Below are 22424 nucleotides of genomic sequence, written 5' to 3'. Positions count from 1 at the left end.
TCTGTGCCCTCGCTCAGCGCGTGGCCACGACGACCCTGCCGAGGATACCCGACGGTGCGTTTGCCGGCGCCTGGACGAGCAGCGCGACGCGGCGCGGATCGGCACCCGCGGGGATCGCCGCTTCGAGCGGACCCGCTGCCGCACCGCCTTTGGTCGCCAGCTTCTCGCCGTCGACCCACAGCTCGGCGCTGCCGGCGATCCGGTCGAAGCGGAGCGTGCCGCCTTCCGCCGCCACGCGCTTCCACGGGCGGAAACTCGCGCGATAGACGCGCCAGCCGGCGGTCGCTTCGGCCGCGGTCGGCGTGCCGCTGCGCACGAACGCCCAGCTGTTGTTGTCGCCATCCGCGGGGGCGAGCGACGGGTCGGGACGCTCGGCCAGCGACGGCGAGCGCCGCCAGTCGGCGACCGTCATCGTCGGTGGCGTCACCGCGACCTGTGCGGGCGGAGTGGCGGCCGCGCGGTCGATCGTCAGCCGCGCCGGCTTCATGCCCTCGGCCTCGGCGCGCAGCACGATGCGTCCCTTGCCGGGATCGGCGCGCAGGATCACCTGCGCCAGCCCGTTGAACAGCGAGCGGCGATCGCCCTGCTCGGGCTCGTGGCTATTCGGATCGCCGTTGCCGACACCGATGATCGACGCGCCTTCCACCGCGAACCGGCCTGGCAGATTGACCGTCGGCACGTGCCGGCCGCGCGCGTCGATCGCGTCGAGCGTCACCGGCTGCACGTCCTCGCCATCGCCCGCCATCACGGTGCGCGCGGGCGTCAGGCGCAGCGCGACCGGTGGCCCGGCGGTTTCGTGCACCGAGGTCGCCACTACCTTGCCGCCGCGCATCGCCAGCGCCTCGATCCGGCCGGGGGCATAGGGCACCTGCCACTCGTTGCCCATCACCCGATCGACCTTCTGCACGCCCAGATCGCGCCCGTTGACGCGAAGCTGCACCGTTTCGGCATTGCTGCTGACGAACACGGGGATCGTCCGCCCTTCCTTGCCCGGCCAGGTCCAATGCGGCGCGATGCCGACCACCGCCGCATCGTCGATCCAGTGCGCACGGTGGATGTCGAACGCTGTCTTGGGAAAGCCGCACAGGTCGAGGATGCCGAAGAAGCTCGCGATCGTCGGCCAGTCGTAGGGCGTCGGCTCGCCGTGATAGTCGAAGCCGGTCCACACGAACGTTCCCGCGACATACGGCCGGGCCACGATCTCCTTCCACGTCGCGCGATGGGTCGCGCCCCAGCTCGTCGCCTCGGTGTCGTAGGAGGTGAGGACGTGCTCCGACGGCACGCTCTCGAACGCGCCGCGCGTCTCGTAGGCGCTGGTGTCTTCCGAGCTGGTGATCGGCTTGGTGGGGTTGAGTTGGTGGAAGCGGTCGTAGTCGGCCTGATAATAGTTGAACCCGACGACATCGACCACGCTCGACACGTTGATCGGATCGTAGAAGGCGCCGTTCATCGCGGCGGTGACCGGGCGAGAGTCGTCCAGGCGGTGCACCACCGCCGTCATCCGCCGCAGCATCTCGACGCCCGCCTCGGTGCCCTGCATCGGCTCTTCGTTGAAGATCGACCAAAGGATCACGCTGGGATGATTGCGGTCGCGCCGCACCATCCAGTCGAGCTGCGCCATATAGTCGGGCGCCGGATTGAAGTGGCGGTTCTCGCCCATGATGACGAAGCCCATGCGGTCGCACAGGTCGAGCAGTTCGGCATTGGGCGCATTGTGGGTCGGGCGGATCGCGTTGCAGCCCATCGCCTTCAGCCGCTCGAGCCGCCACGCGATGAGCGCGTCCGGCACGCCGACGCCGACGCCGGCGTGATCCTGGTGGATGCACACGCCCTTGAGCTTCACCGGCCGGTCGTTGAGGAAGAAGCCGCGGTCGGCATCGAAGCGGATCGTGCGGAAGCCGATCGGCGTGCGGCGCTCGTCCACCGCCGCCCCGCCCTGCACCACCCGCGTCACCAGCGTGTAGAGCGTCGGCGTCTCGATCGACCACAGCCGCGGCGTTCCGGCGTCGAGCGACAGCGTCGCCTCCGCCCGATCGAGCACCGGCACCGCGGCGTCGACGCGACCGCTCGCCACCGTCTTACCGTCGGGGTCGAGCAGCTCCGCCTCAAGCGTCACGGCGGCCGCCTCTCGGCCAGTGTTGCCGAGGGTGGCGACGACCGGCACCCGCCAGCGGCCGTCTTCGCCGCGTCGCGGATCGCAGTGGACGCCGTCGGTGACGATCGCCACCGGCGCACGGCGCACCAGCCAGGCGTGGCGGTAGAGCCCGGCGCCCTCGTACCACCATCCCTCCATCGCATTGGCGTCGACGCGGATTGCGATAACGTTGGTCTCGTCGCCGAAACGGGCGAACGGCGTCAGGTCGACATGGACGCTGTTGTACCCGGACCAGTTGTGCGCGACCGTGCTGCCGTTGATCCAGATGGTCGCGTTGGTGGCGATGCCGTCGAAGTGGAGCTCGATCGTCTTGCCGCGGTCGGCGGGATCGAGCCGGAGCGTCCGGCGGTACCAGCCGATGCCGCGCGGGCGGTAGCCCTGCGAGACGTTGGCGCTCTCGACGAACGGCTGTTCCGCCGCCCAGTCATGCGGCAGCCGGACCTCCCGCCAGTCGGAATCGTCATAGGCCATCGCCGCCGCGCCGAGCGCGTTGCCGGCCTTGACGCTCAGATAGGTGGCGTTGTGCGTGTCCGGCATCGGCGCGACGATGTCGCCTTCGTGGAAGCGCCAGCCGCGCTCCATCAGCGTGCGGGACGGGTCCTTGACCGGGAGCGGCTGCGGCAGCGTGCGCGTGGGCTGCGGCATCGGGAAGCCGTCGTGCGCGGCACCGCGACGTGCCGCCAGGGCGAGCTGCGGGTTGGCGGCGAGCAGGGCGCCGAGCCCTGCGCCCCCCGCCAGTATCTGGCGTCGGTCCATCGACGATCCTCCGGATGGCGACGCGCCCGCGCCGCATGGGGTGAAAGGCGGGCGACCGTCAGAGGTCGGTCAGCTCCGCCACGAAATCATAGGCATCGCCACGGTAGTAGGAGCGCGTGAACTCGACCGCGCGACCGTCGCGCAAAAAGCCGTGGCGCTCGATCAGCAGCCCCGGCGCGCCCGCGTCGACGCCCAGCATCTTCGCCTGCTCAGGCCCGAACGGCACCGCGCGCAGCCGCTGAAGCGCACGCGCGGGCCGGTTGCCGGCGGCGTCGAGCGCTTCGTAGAGCGAGTCTCCGACCGCCTCCACCGACGCCAGGCAGTATCCGGCGACCGTCGAATATTCCAACGCCATCGGCACGTCGTCGGCGGAGCGGATGCGGTGGAAACGCAGCACCGGCGCGCCCGGGGACAGGCCCAGCGCCATCGACTCTTCGGGATCCACGGTGCCCGCAGCGCGCGAGATCCAGCGGCTGCTGGCGACGCGGCCCCGCGCGGCCATGTCCTCGGTGAAGGACGAGAGTTTGGAAAAGCTCTTCTCGACGCGGCCGGCGACGAAGGTCCCGGCGCCGCGGCGGCGGGTGAGCAGGCCGTCCTCGACCAGCCCGCCGATCGCCTTGCGTACGGTGATGCGCGACACGTCATATTCGATCGCCAGGTCGCGCTCGGGCGGGATCGCCTCGCCCTGAGCCAGCAGCTGGTTGGTGATGGCGTCGCGGATCAATTGCTGGAGCTGGAGGTAGAGCGGCGCGGGATTGTCGGTGCGAAACCGCCCAACCTGGTCAGAAAAGGACATCCATGCTCCCCCTTGGCCGCGCGATCCGCGCCGATCCGCGAATGAGAGCTATCGCAAGCATCCGCGGGGAGCAACCGGGAGGAGGCAATGGATTGGTATCGGTTTGCCCGCCGGCGCCAGATTGCAAACCGTTGCTGGCGTGGTCGACGATCAACAGGCGGTTGCGCCAGCGGACTTATATTGGTTACACCGTAACAAGATCGGGGCGAATACGCCCGGCAGCGGGGGAGTACCATGACAGCAGCCGTTTCCGCCCGCGCAGGGCGATCGCTTCTTCCGCTCCTGCTGCTCGGCACCGCCGCTCCGGCGCTGGCCGGTCCGCTGCCGCTGGTGCCGCTGCCGGCCTCGGTCGTTCCCGACAACGCCAGCTTCACCGTCCGCGACGGCATGGCGATCGCAGCCCCGGCCGGCGACGCCGCAGCGGACGCCGCGGCGCGCGTGCTCGTCGCCCACGTCCGCACCGAACGCGGGCTGACGCTGACGCAGGGCAGCGGCACGGCACCGATCACGCTGGTGCGCGACGCGGCGGTCGCGGGCGACGAAGGCTATCGCCTGACCGTCGCCGCCGGCGGCATCCGCATCGCCGCGTCCGGCGATCGCGGGCTGCTCTATGGCGCGATGACGCTCGCCCAGCTGCTCAGCCCCGATCGGGCGTTCGGCAAGCCGGTGAAGGTTGCTGCCGTCACGATCGAGGACGCGCCGCGCTTCGCCTGGCGCGGGCTGATGCTCGACACCGCGCGCCACTTCCTGCCGCTCGAGAACATCCGCGGCATCATCGACCAGATGGCGTCGGTGAAGCTCAACACGCTGCATCTCCACCTGACGGACGATCAGGGCTGGCGCTTCGAGGTGAAGCGCTACCCCCGCCTCACCGAAGTCGGCGCCTGGCGCACGCCGCCGTCATCGGGCGGCGAACCGGGGCCGCGGGTCGGCGGCTTCTACACGCAGGACGAGCTTCGCGCGCTCGTCGCCTATGCCGCCGAGCGCGGCGTGACGATCGTGCCGGAGATCGACCTGCCCGGCCACGCGCAGGCGCTGGTCGCCGCCTACCCCGAGCTGGGCGTGCTCGGCGACACGCCGGCGGTGGGCCACGACTGGGGCGTGAACCCCTATCTGCTCAACCCCGGCCCCAAGGGCGTCGAGTTCGTCAAGAACGTACTCGACGAGCTGATCGCGGTCTTCCCCGGCACCTATATCCACCTCGGCGGCGACGAGGCGGTCAAGGACCAGTGGGAGCGCTCGCCCGAGGTGCAGGCGCAGATCCAGGCGCTCGGCCTCAAGAGCGAGAACCAGCTGCAGAGCTGGCTGATTGACGAGTTCGGCAATTATCTCGCCACCAAGAACCGCCGCCTCATCGGCTGGGACGAGATTCTGGAGGGCGGGCTGCCCGCCTCCGCTTCCGTCATGTCGTGGCGTGGCGAGCAGGGCGCGATCGACGCCGCCAACCAGGGACACGACGTGGTGCTGTCGCCCGGGCCGACGCTCTATTTCGACAATCTCCAGAGCGACCGCGGCGACGAGCCGCCGGGTCGCGGCTCGGTCCAGTCGCTCGAGACCGTCTACGCCTACGAGCCGATGCCGGCGGAGATCGCACCGGACAAGGCGAAGCACGTCCTCGGCGCGCAGGCGAACGCCTGGAGCGAGTACATCGTCACTCCCTATCAGCTGCAGCACAAGCTGTTCCCCCGCGCCGCGGCGCTGGCGGAGATCAGCTGGTCGCCGAAGGACAAGCGCAACTTCGGCGGCTTCCTCACCCGCCTCGACCCGCAGATCCAGCGCTGGCGCCGCTCCGGACTGGAGGTGGCGGACAGCGCCTTCGCCGTCGGGTTCGACGTCCAGAACGGCCGCGGCGAGGCGCTGCGACGGAACAAGGCGGTGGTCGCGCTCAAGACGCAGGCGCCCTACGGCACGATCCGCTACACGCTCGACGGCAAGGCGCCGACCGCGCGCTCCAAAGCCTATAGCGGCCCGCTTAGCCTGACGCCGGGCGTGACGATCCGTGCCGCCGCGTTCGACCCTGCCGGCAACGCCACCGCCACCGCGCGCAGCTTCGATACCGGGCGGGCCGCGCTTCTCACCCGCACCACCTCCGAGATGGTCGGCTGCCCCGGCGGCTCGCTTTGGCTGCGCGTGCCGCTCACCGCCGACGCGACCACCAACGGCCCGGCGTACAACCTCAACATCTACGATCCGTGCAGCGTCTATCCGGCCGCGCCGATGGACGTCGCGACCGGATTCACCCTCGACGTGGCGCGCATCCCGCGGCCCTATGGCCTCGCGCACGACATCGTGAAGCTGCGCCACCACTATAACGTCACCCCCTTTGGCGAGCTGATGGTGACCGCCGGCTGCCCGGTGAAGGACGACAAGGCGTCCAAGTCGGTGACGGTCGCCACCTTCCCCCTGCCCGATCCCGCAACGGCGCCCGCGCGCTTCCGCTTCACGGGGACGCTGCCCAAGCTCGCCGGGGATCACGACCTCTGCTTCCAATTCACCTCCCCCGCCTCCGACCCGCTGTATGCGGTCGAACGGGCGACGCTGACGGAGACCGCACGATGAAACGCTGGATCGCCCTTCCCCTGCTGTTCGCGGCGCTTCCGGCGTGGAGCGCCCCGCGCACCAGCGTGTCGCTCGACGGCGACTGGCAGGTTCGCATCGATCCCGCCGACACGCCCGCCGCCGGCCAGCACCCGCGCGAGGCCAAGTGGTTTCGCGCCACCGTGCCGGGCAGCGTCCAGCAGGACCTGATCGCCGCCAAGCGCGTGCCCGACCCGTTCAAGGGCGTGAACGAAGCGCCGATCCAATGGGCGGGCCTCACCAACTGGCAGTTCCGCCGCACGATCACCGTCACGCCCGAGATGCTGGCGCGCGATCATCTGGAGCTGGTGTTCGACGGGCTCGACACGTTCGCGACCGTGTCGGTCAATGGCAAGGAGCTGCTCGTCACCGCCAACGCGCACCGGCAGTGGCGCGTCGATGCGAAGTCCGCGCTGAAGGCCGGTCGCAACGAGCTGCTGGTGTCGATCGCCTCGCCGATCCGCACGCTCCAGCCGATGGTGCTCAAGGAAGCGAACCCGCTGCCCGGCGAATATGATTCCGCGTTCGGCGACGAGCCCAAGGGCAAGCAGACCTCCCCCTACATCCGCAAGCCCAAGTACCATTACAGCTGGGACTGGGGCCCGCGGCTGGTGAACATCGGCGTGTGGCGCCCGGTGCGGCTGGAGGCGTGGGACGACGCGCGCATCGAGACGCTGCAGGTCGACCAGGAAGCGCTCAACGATGCCGAGGCGCGGCTGACCGCGCGCTACACGCTGGTCGCGGACGCCGCCGGCAGCGTGACGCTGCGCACCGGCATCACCGGTCCGGACGGGCAGCGCCAGAGCGTCGAGCGCACCGTGCAGGTCGCGGCCGGCGAGAACCAGGTGACGGTGCCGCTGACGGTCACCAACCCGCAGCGCTGGCAGCCGGTCGGCTATGGCGCGCAGCCGCTCTACCGCGTGCAGGCCGCGTTGGTGGAGGCGAACGGCGTCACCGACCAGACGGAGCGCCGCATCGGCCTGCGCACCGTCGAGCTGATCCGCAAGGACGGCAGCTTCGGCTTCAAGGTCAACGGCATCCCGATCTTCGCCAAGGGCGCGAACGTGATCCCGTTCGACAGCTTCCCGACCCGCGTGACGACCGCGCAGATGCGCCAGCTGCTCGAAAGCTCGCGCGTGGCCAACATGAACATGCTGCGCATTTGGGGCGGCGGCTATTATCTCGACGACGCCTTCTACGCGATGGCGGACGAGATGGGTCTGATGATCTGGCAGGACTTCATGTTCGGCGGATCGGTGACGCCGCCGGATGCCGCGTTCCGCGAGAACGTCCGCATCGAGGCCGAGCAGCAGGTCGCGCGACTCCAGTCGCACCCCTCGATCGTCGGCTGGACGGGTGGCAACGAGGTGCTGTCGGGCTGGGAAAACTGGTCCGATCGCAAGGCGTTCAAGAAGCGCGTCGGCGCCGACGAGCAGGAGCGCATCGGCACCGGCATGGCGGTGCTGTTCGACCGCGTGCTGCGGGACGTGGTGCGCACCCGGTCGCCGGGGACGCCCTATTGGCCGGGCTCGCCCTCGACCGACTATGAAGGCCCCGTCGACACCGACGCCGATGGCGACCGGCACTTCTGGGACGTGTGGTCGGGCTCCAAGCCGGTGGAGAACTATCTCGACAGCTGCACCCGCTTCATGTCCGAATATGGCTTCCAGGGGATGCCGGACCTGTCGACGATCCGCGAGTTCGCCGGCAACGGCCCGCTCGCGCTCGACAGTCCGGTGCTCAAGGCGCACCAGAAGTTTCTGGCCGGCGAAGGCAACGAGCGGCTTAAACTGTACCTGGACCAGCGGCTGCGTCCGGCAAAGGACTTCGCCGACACGGTGTACCTGACGCAGGTCAACCAGGCGCAGGCGATCGACATGGCCGCGCGCCACCATCGCGCGTGCCGGCCGACCAACATGGGCTCGCTCTACTGGCAGCTCAACGACACCTGGCCGGCGATCTCCTGGGCGAGCATCGACTATCACGGCCGCTGGAAGCTGCTGCACTACGCCGCGCGCCGCTTTTTCGCGCCGCAGGCGATCGTGGCGGAGAACCGCGGCGGCAAGACGCGCATCGCGCTGGTTTCTGACGCCACGCAACCGATCGCGGCCGAGTGGCGCGTCCGCAGCTTCGACATGGCCGGGCAGCCGCTGGGCGATAAGGGTGGCACGACCACCCTCGCGCCGCTCTCCGCCACCGACATCGCCAGCTTCGCCGACGCCGAGCTGTTCGGCAGCGCCGCGCCCAACGCCAGCTATGCGGTCGCCGAACTGGTGATCGACGGCAAGACGGCGTCGCGTCAGGTCTTCGAGCGGATGCTGCCCAAGGACATGGCCTATCCCGCGCCCGGCCTTAGCGCCCGCTGGGACGGCAAGCGCGTGACGATCACCGCCAAGGCACTCGCCCGCGCGGTGATGCTCGACTTCGGCGCGGTCGCCGCCCAGCCGAGCGACGACGGCTTCGATCTGCTGCCGGGCGAAAGCGTCACCATCGCGGTCGAATCCGACGCCTCCGCGCGCACCCTCGCTCGTGCCCTCACCCTCCGTACGCTGAGTTCGCAGCCATGATCTTCCTTCCCCTGCTCCTGGCCGGCGCCGAGGCGCCCACCGATCCGGTCGTGGCGACCGTGTCCCGCATGTCGATCGAGGAGAAGGCGGCGCAGCTCCAGAGCAGCGCGCCGGCCGATCCCAAGGCCGAGCTGCCGGCGTACGACTGGTGGAACGAGGGGCTGCACGGCCTCGCGCGCAACGGAGTGGCAACCGTATTCCCGCAGGCGATCGGCATGGCCGCAACCTGGGACGTGCAGCTGCTGCACGACGTCGGCGATGTGGTCGCGACCGAGGCGCGGGCGATGTACAATCGCAAGCCGGCAAGCGCGGACCGGCTGATCTACGAGGGGCTGACGATCTGGTCGCCCAACATCAACATCTTCCGCGACCCGCGCTGGGGCCGGGGCCAAGAGACCTATGGCGAGGACCCGCATCTGACGGGTAAGCTCGGTGTTGCCTTCATCCAGGGGTTGCAGGGCCCCGATGCCGCGCATCCCAAGGTGATCGGCACGCCCAAGCACTTCGCGGTGCACAGCGGGCCGGAGGCCGGGCGCGACAGCTTCGACGTGGACGTGAGCCCGCAGGACCTGGAGTCCACCTATCTGCCTGCGTTTCGCATGGCGGTGACGGAGGGCAAAGCGCAGTCGCTGATGTGCGCCTACAACTCGATCCACGGCACGCCGGCGTGCGCGATGCCGTCGCTGATGATCGACCGCCTGCGCACCGACTGGGGCTTCACCGGCTTCACCGTCACCGATTGCGACGCGGTCGCGAACATCCACCTGTTCCACCACTATCGCCTCGACTCGGCGGCCGCGTCGGCGGCGGCGATCAAGGGCGGCACCGACCTCAACTGCGGCACGACCTTCGCAGCCCTGCCAGAGGCGGTCGAGCGCGGGCTGGTGACCGAGGCGGAGGTCGACACCGCGCTCGTGCGGTCGCTCAACGCTCGCCGCGCCCTCGGCATCGCGTTCGGGGCGAGCAGCCCGTGGAGCCGGATCAAGCCGAACCAGCTCGGCGCGCCCGCGCATGGCAAGCTCGCGCTGGAGGCGGCGCGCAAGGCGATCGTGCTGCTGAAGAACGACGCCGATCGCCTGCCGCTGAAGGCCGGAAGCCGCATCGCGGTGGTGGGGACCAACGCCGACGACTTGGGTGTGCTCCAAGCGAACTATCACGGCACGGCGGGTGAACCGGTGACGCCGCTCGACGGCATCCGTGCGCAGTTCGGCGCGGCCAACGTCCGCTATTCGCAGGGTTCGGTCCTCGCCGACGGCGCGCCGGTGGTGGTGCCGGAGACGGCGCTGCGTGCCGACGGCAAGCCGGGGCTGCGAGCTGAGTATTTCGCCAGCACGACCGTGACCGGCACGCCGGTAGCGGTACGGCAGGACCGCCGGGTCGATTTCGACTACAACCGTGCCGCCCCCCTGCCCCAGCTTTCGCCGCAGGGCTTCGCGGTGCGCTGGACGGGGCAGCTCGTGCCGCCGGGTGCGGGCAAGTACCGGCTGGCGATCGATACGCCGGTCTGCTGGAAATACTGCAAGTCGCATGACTCGGTGCGGCTGTGGGTCGACGGCAAGCCGTTGATGGCGGGCGAGATCACCAAGGGCCGCGTCGAGGTGCCGTTCGCCAGCGATGGCCGCCCCGTCGACATCCGCCTGGAGCTCGACCATAAGGGCGAGGACGAGGGCATCCGCCTGCTGTGGCTGCCGCCAGCCGAGCCGCTGCTCGCGCAAGCCGTCGAGGCGGCCAAGGACGCGGACGTCGTCGTCGCCGTGCTCGGCCTCTCCGCCGATCTGGAGGGCGAGGCGCTGCAGGTGAGCGTTCCCGGCTTCGTCGGCGGCGACCGTACCGACATCGCGTTGCCGCTCGCGCAGCAAAAGCTCCTCGAAGCGCTGCGCGAGACCGGCAAGCCCGTCGTGGTGGTGCTGACCAGCGGCAGCGCGGTGGCGGTCGATCCCGACATGGCCGACGCGATCCTGGCGGCCTGGTACCCCGGCCAGTCCGGCGGCACCGCGATCGCCGAGACGCTGGCGGGGCTCAACAACCCGTCGGGCCGCCTGCCGGTGACCTTCTATCGCCAGACCAGCGACCTGCCGGCGTTCACCGACTATGGCATGAAGGAGCGGACCTACCGCTACTTCACCGGCGAGCCGCTGTGGGGCTTCGGCCACGGCCTCAGCTACACCCGCTTCGGCTATGGGGCACCGGTGGCGAAGGCGGGCGACACCGCCGGCACCGTCTCCGTCAGCGTACAGGTGCGCAACGAGGGCAAGCGTGCGGGCGACGAGGTGGTGCAAGCCTATCTGGTGCCGCCCGCCGCCGGCAAGGGCAGCGGCCTCACCACGCCGGTGCTCCAGCGCCAGCTGGTTGCGTTCCGCCGCGTGTCGCTGAAGCCGGGCCGGACCGAGACGGTGCGCTTCGACATCGATCCGCGCAGCCTCAGCACCGTCGCGCGCGACGGGACGCGCACCGTCCAGCCGGGCGCCTATCGCCTCTATGTCGGCGGCGGCCAGCCGGACGACGGCGCGGGCGCCTGGACCGACTTCACCGTGACAGGCGACGCCCGGGAGCTTGCCAAGTGATCGATCGTCGTACCGTCCTCGGCGCAAGCCTCGCGCTCGCCGCCACGCCCGCTTTCGCGCGAGCCGCTCCGAAGCTCGCCAGCAACCGGCCGGCGCTGGCCGAGCGCCGCTTCACCAGCAAGGCGGTCGAGCGTGAGATCGCACGCGTCTCCGCCAGGATTGGCGATCCGAAGCTGCGATGGATGTTCGGCAACTGCTATCCCAACACGCTCGACACCACCGTGAAGATGGGCACCGTCGACGGCAAGCCGGACAGCTTCGTCATCACCGGCGACATCGACGCGCTGTGGCTGCGCGACTCCGCCGCGCAGGTGAAGCCGTACCTGCATCTCGCCAAGCAGGATGCGAAGCTGCGCACGCTCTTCCAGGGGCTGATCCACCGCCAGTCGCGCTGCATCCTGATCGACCCGTACGCCAACGCGTTCCTGGAAGATCCGAACGGCAAGACCGAGCTCAGCTGGGCGCTGTCCGACCAGACCGAGATGAAGCCGGGCGTCGCCGAGCGGAAGTGGGAGATCGACTCGCTGTGCTACGCGATGCGGCTCGCGCACGGCTATTGGCAGGCGGTGCGCGATCCGGCGCCGTTCGACGCGCAATGGGCCGAGGCGGCACGCGCGAGCATCCGCACCTTCCGCGAGCAGCAGCGTAAGGACGATCGCGGCCCCTATCGCTTCCAGCGGGTGAGCAACCGCACCACCGAGACGATGATGCTCGACGGATGGGGGCCGCCGTCGAAGTCGGTCGGGCTGATCCATTGCGGCTTCCGCCCCTCCGACGACGCGTGCGTCTACCCGTTCCTGATACCGGCCAACTGGTTCGCGGTCACCGCGCTGCGCGAGCTGGCGGTCGTCGCGAGCGAAGCGCGCCGCGACACCGCGCTTGCCCAGGATGCGACCGCGCTTGCCGCCGAGGTCGAGGCGGCGCTCCACGAATACGGCAAGATGCGGCTGCGCGACGGCCGCGAGGTGTGGGCCTTCGAGGTCGACGGCTATGGCAACGCGATCTTCATGGACGATGCCAACGTACCGTCGCTCTCCAGCCTCGCCTATCTCGGCTGCTTCCCCAAGACCGATCCGCTGTGGCGCCGCACCGCCGACGCCGCGTGGAGCGACGCCAACCCCTATTGGTCGCGCGGCCGCGCTGCCGAGGGGATCGGCGGGCCGCACGTGGGCCTCGGCCAGATCTGGCCGATGTCGCTGATCCAGCGTGCGTTCGTGGCCGAGGACGACGCGACGATCCGCCAGTGCCTCAGGACGCTGCGCGACACCGATGCCGGCACCGGCTTCATTCATGAGGCGTTCGACCAGGACGATCCAAAGAAGTTCACCCGCGACTGGTTCGCCTGGGCCAACGGCCTGTTCGGCGAGCTGCTCGTGACGGTCGCCGACACGCGGCCGCGGCTGCTGGCGGAGACGCTCTGATGACCCACCTCACCCGCCGCGCGCTGCTCGGCACCTCCGGCATGGCCGTCGCGGCGCTTGGGCTTCCCGCGCCGGCGCTCGCCCGCGGCGTCGAGCGGACGCCGCCCGACCTGTTCATCGGCACCGGCGGCGACGGCCACACCTATCCCGGCCCGACTATGCCGTTCGGCATGGTCCAGGTCGGCCCGGACACCGACAACGTCCGCTGGGAGGCGTGCTCGGGCTATCACCGCACCGACACGTCGATCATGGGGTTCAGCCACACCCATCTGTCGGGCGCCGGCATCGGCGACCTGATGGACGTGCTGGTGGTGCCGACCCGCGGGCCCGTCCAGCTCGTCCCCGGTCCCCGCGACGATCCCGACAAGGGCTATCGCCAGCGCTTCTCCGACGAACATGCTCAGCCCGGCTATTACCGCGTCCGGCTCGAAAGCGGCGTGCTGTCGGAACTCACCGCCGCCGAGCGCACCGGCTGGCAGCGGCATCGCTTTCCGCAGGGCCCCGGCCATGTCCTGATCGACTTCTGGCACATGCCGCCGGTGCAGCCGCCGAGCTACCGACTGGTGCGCGACGCCAGTCTCGCGATCGCCGCCGACGGCACGATCACCGGCAGCCGCCACGTGTATCGCTGGGCGAAGGGGCGGCAGATCCACTTCGCGCTGCGGCTGTCGCGTACGCCCGATCGCGTCACCTTCTACGTCGACGACAAGCCGCAGCCCGAGGGTACGCGCAGCGTTTCCGGCGACAAGCTCAAGCTCGCGCTCCACTATGACGATGCCGGCGCGGCGCCGATCCTCACCCGCTGCGGCCTATCCGGAGTCGACGTGGCCGGCGCGCTCGCCAATCTGGACGCGGAGGGCCGCGACTGGAACTTCGACGCGCGGCGGCGGACGGCATCGAAGGCGTGGGACAAGGCGCTCGGCAGCATCCGCGTCGCCGGCGGCACGCCCGAGCAGCGCACCATCCTGTCGAGCGCGGTCTATCACGCGCAGCTGGCGCCGACGCTGTTCTCCGACGTCGATGGGCGCTATCGCGGCCTCGACCAGCAGATCCACCAGCTAGCCGGCAAGGATCGCGCCTACAGCACCTATTCGCTGTGGGACACCTATCGCACGCTGCACCCGCTGCTCACGCTGATCGCACCGGACCGTGCCGCCGAGTTCGCCCGCGACCTGCTGCGCCAAAGCGTCGAGAGCCGCTTCGGCCCGCCGGTGTGGCCGCTTCAGGGGATCGAGACCGGCACGATGATCGGCTGGCATGCGGTGGCGGTGCTTGCGGAGGCGCGCGCCAAGGGGATCGAGGCGGACTATGCCGCCGCGTGGCCGGCGATCCGCAAGCGCGCGTTCGATCCGTCGACGCCCGACGTCGCGAGCACGCGCGGACGCGGCGACTATGGCAAGCTGGGCTATCTGCCCGCCGACCGTGTCGACGAGTCCGTCAGCCGCACCCAGGAATATGCCTATGACGACTGGGCGATGGCGCATCTGGCCGAGGCGGCTGGCGCGAAAGACGATGCGGCGCGCCTACGCCGTCGCAGCCTCAACTACCGCAACGTGCTCGACCCGAAGATTCGCTTCGCCCGTCCGCGTCACGCCGACGGATCGTGGATCGAGCCGTACGACCCAATCCAGATCGGCCACAAGGTCTCGGAATATCGCGACTATACCGAGGCCAACGGCTGGCAGACGACCTTCCTCAACCAGCACGACATGTACGGCCAGATCGCGCATTTCGGCGGCGATGCGGCGTTCGAGGCGAAGCTCGACGCGCTGTTCTCCGCACCCTCGACGCTGCCGGACAATGCGCCGCCCGACATTTCGGGGCTCGTCGGCCAGTATGCGCACGGCAACGAGCCCGACCAGCATGTCGCCTATCTCTATGCCTATGTCGGCGCGCCGTGGAAGACGCAGGCGATGGTGCGCCGCCTGCTGACCGAGATGTACAAGGCCGACCCGGACGGCGTGATCGGCAACGACGACTGCGGGCAGATGAGCGCGTGGTTCGTGATGAGCGCGCTGGGCTTCTATCCGGTCGATCCGATCGAGGCGGCCTATGTGTTCGGATCGCCGCTGTTCGAGCGGGCCGAGGTCAAGCTGGGCGGCGGCCGCAAGCTGGTGGTCGAGGCGCCGGGCAACCGCGCCGACACGCCCTATGTCGCGGCGGTGACCTGGAACGGTCGGCCGTGGACGCGCAGCTGGATATCGCACCGCGAGTTCGCCAAGGGCGGCACGCTGCGCTTCACGATGAGCGCCACGCCCAACCGCAGATTCGGCCAGGCGCTCGCCGACCGTCCGCCCTCCTTCGGCAGCACGCCTGCCTGACCTGCTTCGGAGTTCCCATGACCGATCTCACCCGGCGCACGCTGATCGCCACCGGCCTGGTGGCAGGCGCCCTCCCCGCCGGCACCGCCAACGCCGCCACGCCCTCGCGCGCGCCCAAGCCCTGGGGCGCCACGCCCTCGCCGCGCCAGTGGCGCTGGCACGGCCGCGAGGCGTACGCCTTCGTCCACTTCTCGATCAACACCTATACCGACAAGGAATGGGGGTTTGGCGACGAGAGCCCCAAGCTGTTCGACCCGACCGACTTCGACCCCGACCAGATCGTTGCGGCGGCCAAGGCCGGGGGTCTGCGCGGGTTGATCCTGACGGCCAAGCACCACGACGGCTTCTGCCTGTGGCCGACGATGCTCACCGAGCATTGCATCCGCAACAGCCCCTACAAGAACGGCAAGGGCGACATCGTCCGCGAGATGGCCGATGCCTGCCGCCGCGCGAACCTGCCGTTCGGCCTGTACCTGTCGCCGTGGGATCGCAACCACGCCGAATACGGCCGCCCGGCGTACATCACCTATTATCGCGCGCAGCTGACCGAGCTGTGCACCCGCTACGGCGACCTGTTCGAGGTGTGGTTCGACGGCGCGAACGGCGGCGACGGCTATTACGGCGGCGCGCGCGAGGCGCGGAAGATCGATGCGCCGCGCTACTACAACTGGCCCTCGATTATCGCGCTGGTGCACAAGCTGCAGCCCAACGCCTGCACCTTCGATCCGCTCGGCGCCGACATCCGCTGGGTCGGCAACGAGGACGGCGTCGCTGGCGATCCGTGCTGGCCGACCATGCCCAACGAGCCCTACGACCAGGAGAACGGCAACAGCGGCGTCCGCGGGGCCGAGCTGTGGTGGCCGGCGGAGACCGACGTGTCGATCCGCCCGGGCTGGTTCTACCACGCCGACGAGGATTCCAAGGTCAAGAGCCCCGCGCGGCTGATCCGCCTCTACGACGAGTCCGTCGGGCGTGGCACCAACCTCAACCTTAACATCCCGCCCGATCGCCGCGGTCGCATTGCCGACCAAGACGTGAAGATCCTGAAATCGTTCGGCGATGCGATCCGCGCGACCTTCGCGACCGACCTGGCGCAGGGGGCGGTGGCGACCGCCAGCCACAGCCGCGGCCGCGGGTTCGAGCCGGCACGCGTGCTCGACGGCGACCGGGAAAGCTACTGGTCGGCGCCCGATGGCGTCACCACCCCGAGCCTGACGCTCGACCTGCCGCCGGGTCGCAGCTTCGACGTGATCCGGATGCGCGAATATCTGCCGCTCGGCGTACGCGTCACCCGTTTCGCGATCGACGCGGAGGTCGATGGCCGCTGGCAGCAGCTGGCGGAGCACGAATGCATCTCGGCGCAGCGCATCGTCCGCCTTCCCAAGCTGATCACCGCCCGTCGCGTGCGGCTGCGCATCCTCGAGGCGCCCGCCTGCCCCGCGATCAGCGAACTGGCGCTGTTCCGCTCGGTGGCTGCGGTCGACGTGCCGGCGATCGTCTCGTCCGATCCGACCGTGCTCGGCACCTCCGGCTGGAATATCGTCGAGGCGAGCGCGCCGGGCGCCGAGAAGCTGCTCGACAACGACGCTGCGACGATCTGGGCGCAGCCGGCACCGACCGCTGCTAAGCCGGCGAGCGTCACCGTTGCCCTGCCCGAGCCGGTGCTGCTCGCCGGCTTCAGCCTGACGCCCTCGCGGCAAGTTATGACCAATGCCGTACCGCCGAAGGGCTATGTCGCCGAGACGAGCGTCGACGGGAAGACGTGGCAGCCAGGCGCAAGCGGCGAGTTCAGCAACATCGCCTATGCGCTCTCCACCCAGCGCATCGCCTTCGATCGCCCGCGCACCGCGCGCTATCTCCGCCTGCGCTTCGCCGAACCGGCACTCCCGCGCGAGCGGCTGGCGATCGCCGGGATCGGCGGCTTCACCGCCCGCCGCTGAGCCGAGTCCGCGTTCCTGAAGCGGCCGCGCGCACCTCGCCCGCGGCCGCTTCTTGTCGTGTCCTCGACGACACACCCGATCAAGAAGAGCAAAGGTCTTCCCTTGCACTGAGGCTCGACATCACCATTAAGCGTTTTTGGTATTGAATTGATCGCGTCCGCGTGACAGGTTTGTTGCAAGGTCGCGGATCCAAAAATGTTAGCGCGACCATCCAGCCGGGGACCAACCGTTCCCGGGCGCATCGGGGAGGCCGTGCCGTGGGAATTTCGCGCAGAGACACGCTCGCAATCGGCATCGGCGGCCTGGCGTCCGCGTCGATCGGACGCGCGGCAGCCGCCGCACCCGCCGGTCGCGCCCTCATCGTTTCCACTTGGGATTTCGGCGCCGCGGCCAACGCCGCCGCCTATGCGCGCTTCAAGGCCACCGGCAGCCTGATCGACGCGGTCGAAGCCGGCGCACAGGTGCCCGAAGCCGACGCCAGCAACCACTCCGTCGGCTACGGCGGCTACCCGGACCGCGACGGCCACGTCACGCTCGACGCGATCATCATGGACGACCGCGGCCATGTCGGCGCGGTCGCCGCACTGGAAGACGTACTCCACCCGATCTCGGTCGCGCGCCGCGTCATGGAGAAGACCCCGCACACGATGCTGGTCGGCGAAGGTGCCCGCCAGTTCGCGATCGCCGAGGGGTTCGACCGCACCAAGCTGCTGACGCCCGAAGCGGAAGCGGGGTGGCGCGAGTGGCTCAAGACCGCCAAGTATCAGCCGGTCGCCAACAGCGAAAACCAGCGCGGCTCCGCGCTCGACCACGACACCATCGGCATCGTCGCCTGCGGCCCCGACGGCCGGCTGGCAGGGGCGTGCACCACCTCCGGCATGGCGTTCAAGCTGCGCGGCCGCGTCGGCGACTCGCCGCAGGCCGGTTGCGGGCTGATGGTCGAGCCCGGCGTCGGCGCGGCGACGGCGACGGGCGTGGGCGAAGAGGTCACCCGCATCGTCGGCACCGCCCGCATCACCAATTCGATGCGCATGGGGCTGACGCCCGGCGCCGCCTGCCGCGAGGCGGTCGAGCATATCGCCAAGCTTCGCGGCAATGCGGTCAAGGACGCGCAGGTCGGCTTCCTCGCGATCGACCGCAACGGCCGGGTCGGTGCCTTCGCGCACCTGCCGGGCTTCACCTACGCCGTTACCGACACCGAAGGACGGACCACCATCCACGCCGCCCAGAGCCTCAAAGGGCCGAGCGGCGCGAAGAACTAAAGGGGACGATTAGTGAAGACGATGACGCGTTTGTTGCTTGCCTCCACCTGCATCGTCGGCGTCGCCGCGATGCCGGCGATGGCTCAGGAAGCCAATGTGACCGGCGGCCCGGTCGAGACCGACTCCGCGCTGGAGCCCGTTCAGGACGCGCCAGCGGACGACGCCGGTTCGATCGTCGTTACCGGATCGCGCATCAACCGCCCGAACGTGACCGCGGCGGCACCGATCACCTCGGTCACCTCGGAATCGATCCGCGCCCAGGCGGCGGTGAACGTCGAGGAAGTGCTCAACCGAATCCCGCAGGTCGCACCCGACAGCCAGCAGAACTACGCCGATTCCGACGGCCGCCAGCGCATCAAGCTGCGCAACCTGGGCTTCGAGCGCACGCTCGTCCTGGTTGACGGCAAGCGCCTGGGCACCGTCAACGGCCTCGACGCGAACATGATCCCGACGTCGCTGATCAAGCGCGTCGACGTGCTGACCGGCGGCGCCTCGGCCGTCTATGGTTCGGACGCGATCGCCGGCGTCGTCAACTTCATCCTCGATAACGATTTCGAGGGCGTGCAGATCAACGGCAACTACAACTTCTACGCGCACGACAACAAGCCGGGCCTCGCGACCGACGTCGCCAATGGCTACAACTTCGGGCAGCCGGCACGCGGCAACGCGTTCGACGGCGGCCGTACCGACATCTCGCTGACCGCCGGCAAGAAGCTGTTCGACGACCGCTTCCACATCTCCGGCTACGTCAACTACCGCGAGGCGGCACTCGTGCCGTTCAGCGCGCGCGAGATCGCTGCTTGCGAACTCACCCAGCCGGTGAAGGACGGCCCGCTCGGCTGCACCACCTCCACCTACTCGCCGTTTGGCTATATCTCCCCGCGCGCCGGCGCGAACAGCGGCAACGAATATGTGAACAATCCGGACGGGTCGGGCACGCTGCTGCCCTATTCGGACGCCTATGCTGCCAACCCTTATGACGGCACCGCATTCCAGCGCGCGAACAAGCGCTGGAACGCCGGCGGCTTCGCCTCCTTCGAGATTGCGCCCGAGGCGGAAGTCTACGCCAACGGAATGTGGTTCCGCGACAAGTCGACCAACCCGTTCCCGGCCCGTGTACTCAGCTCGACGGCCTATGGTGACGGCACCACGGCCTATACCGTACGCTGCAACAACCCCTACCTGTCGGCGCAGCAGGCCCAGGTTCTGTGCGGCACGGACGCAGGCACCGATACTACCACGCCGGTGGAACTGCGCTACCGCGCGAACGGCGTGAACCCGATCGAGGACACCTACCTCAACAAGGGGCTTCGCCTAACCGGCGGCGTGCGCGGCGAGTTCGCACAGGGCTGGAGCTATGACGTCGGAGGCGTCTATTCCCGCAACCAGATGAACATCACCTGGGGCATGCCCGACTTCGACCGCGTCAACAACGCGCTCGACGTGGTGAGCAGCAACGGCACCATCACCTGCCAGGACGCCAGCGACGGCTGCGTGCCGTTCAATCCGTTCAGCCCGAACTCGTCGGTCAACGATCAGGCGTTGTTCGATTATCTGATGGAAGGCGGCTACGGCACCCAGAAGACGGTCAACACGCTCTACAACGCAATCGCGACCGTTCAGGGCGACCTGGGCCAGCATGGCATCACCAGCCCCTGGGCCGAGCAGGGCGTCGCGATCGCGATCGGTGCGGAATATCGCGAAGACCAGCTCGACTCGACCGCGAACGCCGTTTGGCGCGAGCAGAACGGCGGCACCGACCAGCATCTTGCGCAGCATGTCTGGGAGGGCAACGTCGAGGTCCAGGTTCCGATCGCCGAGCACAAGCCGTTTGCGGACCTGCTGCAGTTCAACGGTGCGTTCCGCGTGTCGAAGTACAGCACCAACCCCAAGGCGTTCACCACTTGGAAGGCGGAAGCGATCTGGGCGCCGATCCCCGACATCACTTTCCGCGGCTCGATCAATCGGGCCCAGCGTGCGCCCACAGTGGTCGAGGCGTTCCAGGCGAGCAACAGCGACTACGACCGCATCGATCCCCAGGCGTTCAACGACTTCTGCGCACCGACGATCACCGGCTACACGACCGATCCCGATACTGGGCAGCGGCAGCCGATCTTCGGCGCCCCGCAGGCGTCGCGTGAAGTCTGCGCTGCAACCGGTCTGGCGGACAACCTCTATGGTAGCGCGACCCTGCTCTGCCCGACCGACGTTGGCTGCACGACGCGCAGCGGCGGCTTCACGGTCGCCCCGGAAACGGCGTACACCAAGACGTTCGGTGTTGTGCTGAAGCCGCGGTTCCTGCCGGGCCTGACGATCTCGGTCGATCGCTACCTGATCGATCTCGACGATTCGATCGGCTACAACAACTACGACTTCTTCCGGGATGGCTGTCTGTCGAGCGGCAACGACTTCTTCTGCTCGATGTTCGTCCGCAACGCCGACGGCACGCTGTACAGCCCCACGACGACGAACGCTCAGAGCGGCTATGTTCGCCGCGGCACGACCAACTACTACCAGAGCAAGTCGTACGGCTGGGACTTCCAGGGTCAGTACGCCCTGCGCATGGGGTCGGCCGGCAAGCTCGACTTCGACTTCTCCGGGTCGCTGACCACGTTGCTGGGCGCTCAGGACGCGCCGACGCTCAACAAGCGCAATTGCGTGGGCTATTACGGCGGCGCCGGCTGCGGCCAGTTCATCCCGAAGTGGACGCACAACCTGCGCGGCACCTACACCACGGACGACGGCTTCTTCAGCGCGTCGGTGAACTGGCGCTACCTGGGCCCGCTGACGAACGTGTCGAACTCGGGCGACACCAACCTCGGCTGGACGCCGGACTCGACCCGCACGACCTTCTACAAGGTCGACGCGATCAGCTACTTCGACTTGGCGCTGGGCTTCCGCGTCAACGAGGCGTTCTCGTTCCGCATCGCGGCGAACAACATCCTCGACAAGTCGCCGCCGGTCTTCCCGAACTCGCGCGACGTGACGGGCCTGTTCCGCAACAACACGATCTCTTCGCGCTACGACATTCTGGGTCGCCAGATCGCGATCGGCACCACGATCAACTTCTGATCGACGTCCTGAACACCTTCCCATGAACTGGGCCCGCACTCCTTCGGGAGTGCGGGCCCTTTTTTTTGGCCATGGAGCCGGCGGGGTGCAGGGTTGCGGGCACGCGGCGGCAGCCTACCTAACGGGCCCCTTCCCTTCCCGGAGCCCGCCATGTCCGATACCCCCGTCTGGTTCATCACTGGCTGCTCCAGCGGCTTCGGCCGCGAACTCGCCACGCGCGTGCTCGAACGCGGCTGGCGGGCAGTGGTGACCGCGCGCGAGCCGGAGCGGGTCGCCGATCTGGTCGCGGCCCATCCCGACCGCGCGCTCGCGGTGGCGCTCGACGTCACCGACCAGGCGCAGATCGCCGCCGCCGTCGCGGATACCCGGGATCGGTTCGGCCGCATCGACGTGCTCGTGAACAACGCCGGCTACGGCTATCAGAGCAGCGTCGAGGAAGGCGAGGACGCCGAAATCCGCGCCAGTTCGACGCCAACGTCTTCGGCCTGTTCGCGGTCACCCGCGCGGTGCTGCCGGCGATGCGCGCGCAAGGCCGCGGCCACATCCTCAACATCACCTCGGTTGCCGGGCTCGTCGGCTTCGCGAGTTCGGGCTATTACGCCGCCTCCAAGCATGCGGTCGAAGGCTGGTCCGACGCCCTCGCCGCCGAGGTCGCGCCGCTCGGCATCCGCGTCACCTGCGTCGAACCCGGGCCGTTCCGCACCGACTGGGCAGGCCGGTCGCTCCGGCAGACGCCCAACCGCATCGCCGACTATGCCGATACCGCGGGCAAGCGCCTGGAGAGCACCCGCCGGAGCAGCGGCACGCAGGCCGGCGACCCGGTGCGGGCGGCCGGCGCCATGATCGCCCTAACCCACCAAAGCGATCCGCCGCGCCACCTGGTGCTCGGCAAATGGGGGCATGACGCCGTCGTCGAGCGGCTGAAGGCACGGCTGGCCGAGATCGAGAGCACGCGCGACGCCAGCTACGCCACCGATTACCCCGACGCCTGAA

At 69.1% G+C, this 22424-nt stretch carries 10 protein-coding genes and 1 pseudogene; 9 read left to right on the top strand and 2 right to left on the bottom strand.

Annotated features, from left to right (window positions below):
* Positions 1-13 precede the first annotated feature (13 nt).
* Positions 14-2911, bottom strand: a complete 2898-nt coding sequence (gene galA / locus ACBY01_RS00655) for a beta-galactosidase GalA (protein WP_416458810.1) — start codon at positions 2909-2911, stop codon at positions 14-16.
* 58 nt (positions 2912-2969) lie between these two features.
* Positions 2970-3707, bottom strand: a complete 738-nt coding sequence (locus ACBY01_RS00650; protein ID WP_416458809.1) for a GntR family transcriptional regulator — start codon at positions 3705-3707, stop codon at positions 2970-2972.
* Positions 3708-3941: 234 nt separating this feature from the next.
* Here ACBY01_RS00650 and ACBY01_RS00645 point away from each other — a divergent pair, with 234 nt between their 5' ends.
* The 9 genes and pseudogenes from ACBY01_RS00645 (at position 3942) to ACBY01_RS00605 (ending at position 22423) form a co-directional block, all read left to right on the top strand.
* Positions 3942-6266, top strand: coding sequence for a beta-N-acetylhexosaminidase (locus ACBY01_RS00645; protein ID WP_416458808.1), 2325 nt, complete (start codon positions 3942-3944; stop codon positions 6264-6266).
* On the top strand, positions 6263-8851 hold the full coding sequence (locus ACBY01_RS00640) for a beta-mannosidase (RefSeq protein WP_416458807.1): 2589 nt from the start codon (positions 6263-6265) through the stop codon (positions 8849-8851). The genes ACBY01_RS00645 and ACBY01_RS00640 overlap by 4 nt, the downstream gene beginning before the upstream one ends.
* Positions 8848-11415, top strand: coding sequence for a glycoside hydrolase family 3 C-terminal domain-containing protein (locus ACBY01_RS00635; RefSeq protein WP_416458806.1), 2568 nt, complete (start codon positions 8848-8850; stop codon positions 11413-11415). The genes ACBY01_RS00640 and ACBY01_RS00635 overlap by 4 nt, the downstream gene beginning before the upstream one ends.
* Positions 11412-12836, top strand: coding sequence for a glycoside hydrolase family 125 protein (locus ACBY01_RS00630; RefSeq protein WP_416458805.1), 1425 nt, complete (start codon positions 11412-11414; stop codon positions 12834-12836). Before ACBY01_RS00635 ends, ACBY01_RS00630 begins: the two co-directional genes overlap by 4 nt.
* Positions 12836-15157, top strand: coding sequence for a GH92 family glycosyl hydrolase (locus ACBY01_RS00625; RefSeq protein ID WP_416458804.1), 2322 nt, complete (start codon positions 12836-12838; stop codon positions 15155-15157). Before ACBY01_RS00630 ends, ACBY01_RS00625 begins: the two co-directional genes overlap by 1 nt.
* Positions 15158-15174: 17 nt before the next feature.
* The gene (locus ACBY01_RS00620) at positions 15175-17097 is read left to right on the top strand and encodes an alpha-L-fucosidase (RefSeq protein ID WP_416458803.1); all 1923 of its coding nucleotides are present in this window, start codon (positions 15175-15177) and stop codon (positions 17095-17097) included.
* 257 nt (positions 17098-17354) lie between these two features.
* Positions 17355-18359 carry a glycosylasparaginase gene (locus ACBY01_RS00615; protein WP_416458802.1) on the top strand — a complete coding sequence of 335 codons (1005 nt, stop codon included), beginning with the start codon at positions 17355-17357 and terminating at the stop codon, positions 18357-18359.
* Positions 18360-18380: 21 nt separating this feature from the next.
* Positions 18381-21431, top strand: a complete 3051-nt coding sequence (locus ACBY01_RS00610; RefSeq protein WP_416458801.1) for a TonB-dependent receptor domain-containing protein — start codon at positions 18381-18383, stop codon at positions 21429-21431.
* 150 nt (positions 21432-21581) lie between these two features.
* A pseudogene (locus ACBY01_RS00605) lies at positions 21582-22423 on the top strand (oxidoreductase).
* Position 22424: the final 1 nt, after the last annotated feature.

Origin of the sequence: Sphingomonas mangrovi, assembly GCF_047975845.1 — a bacterium.
GTDB lineage: Bacteria > Pseudomonadota > Alphaproteobacteria > Sphingomonadales > Sphingomonadaceae > Sphingomonas.
This window is presented reverse-complemented; position numbering and strand designations above follow the sequence as displayed.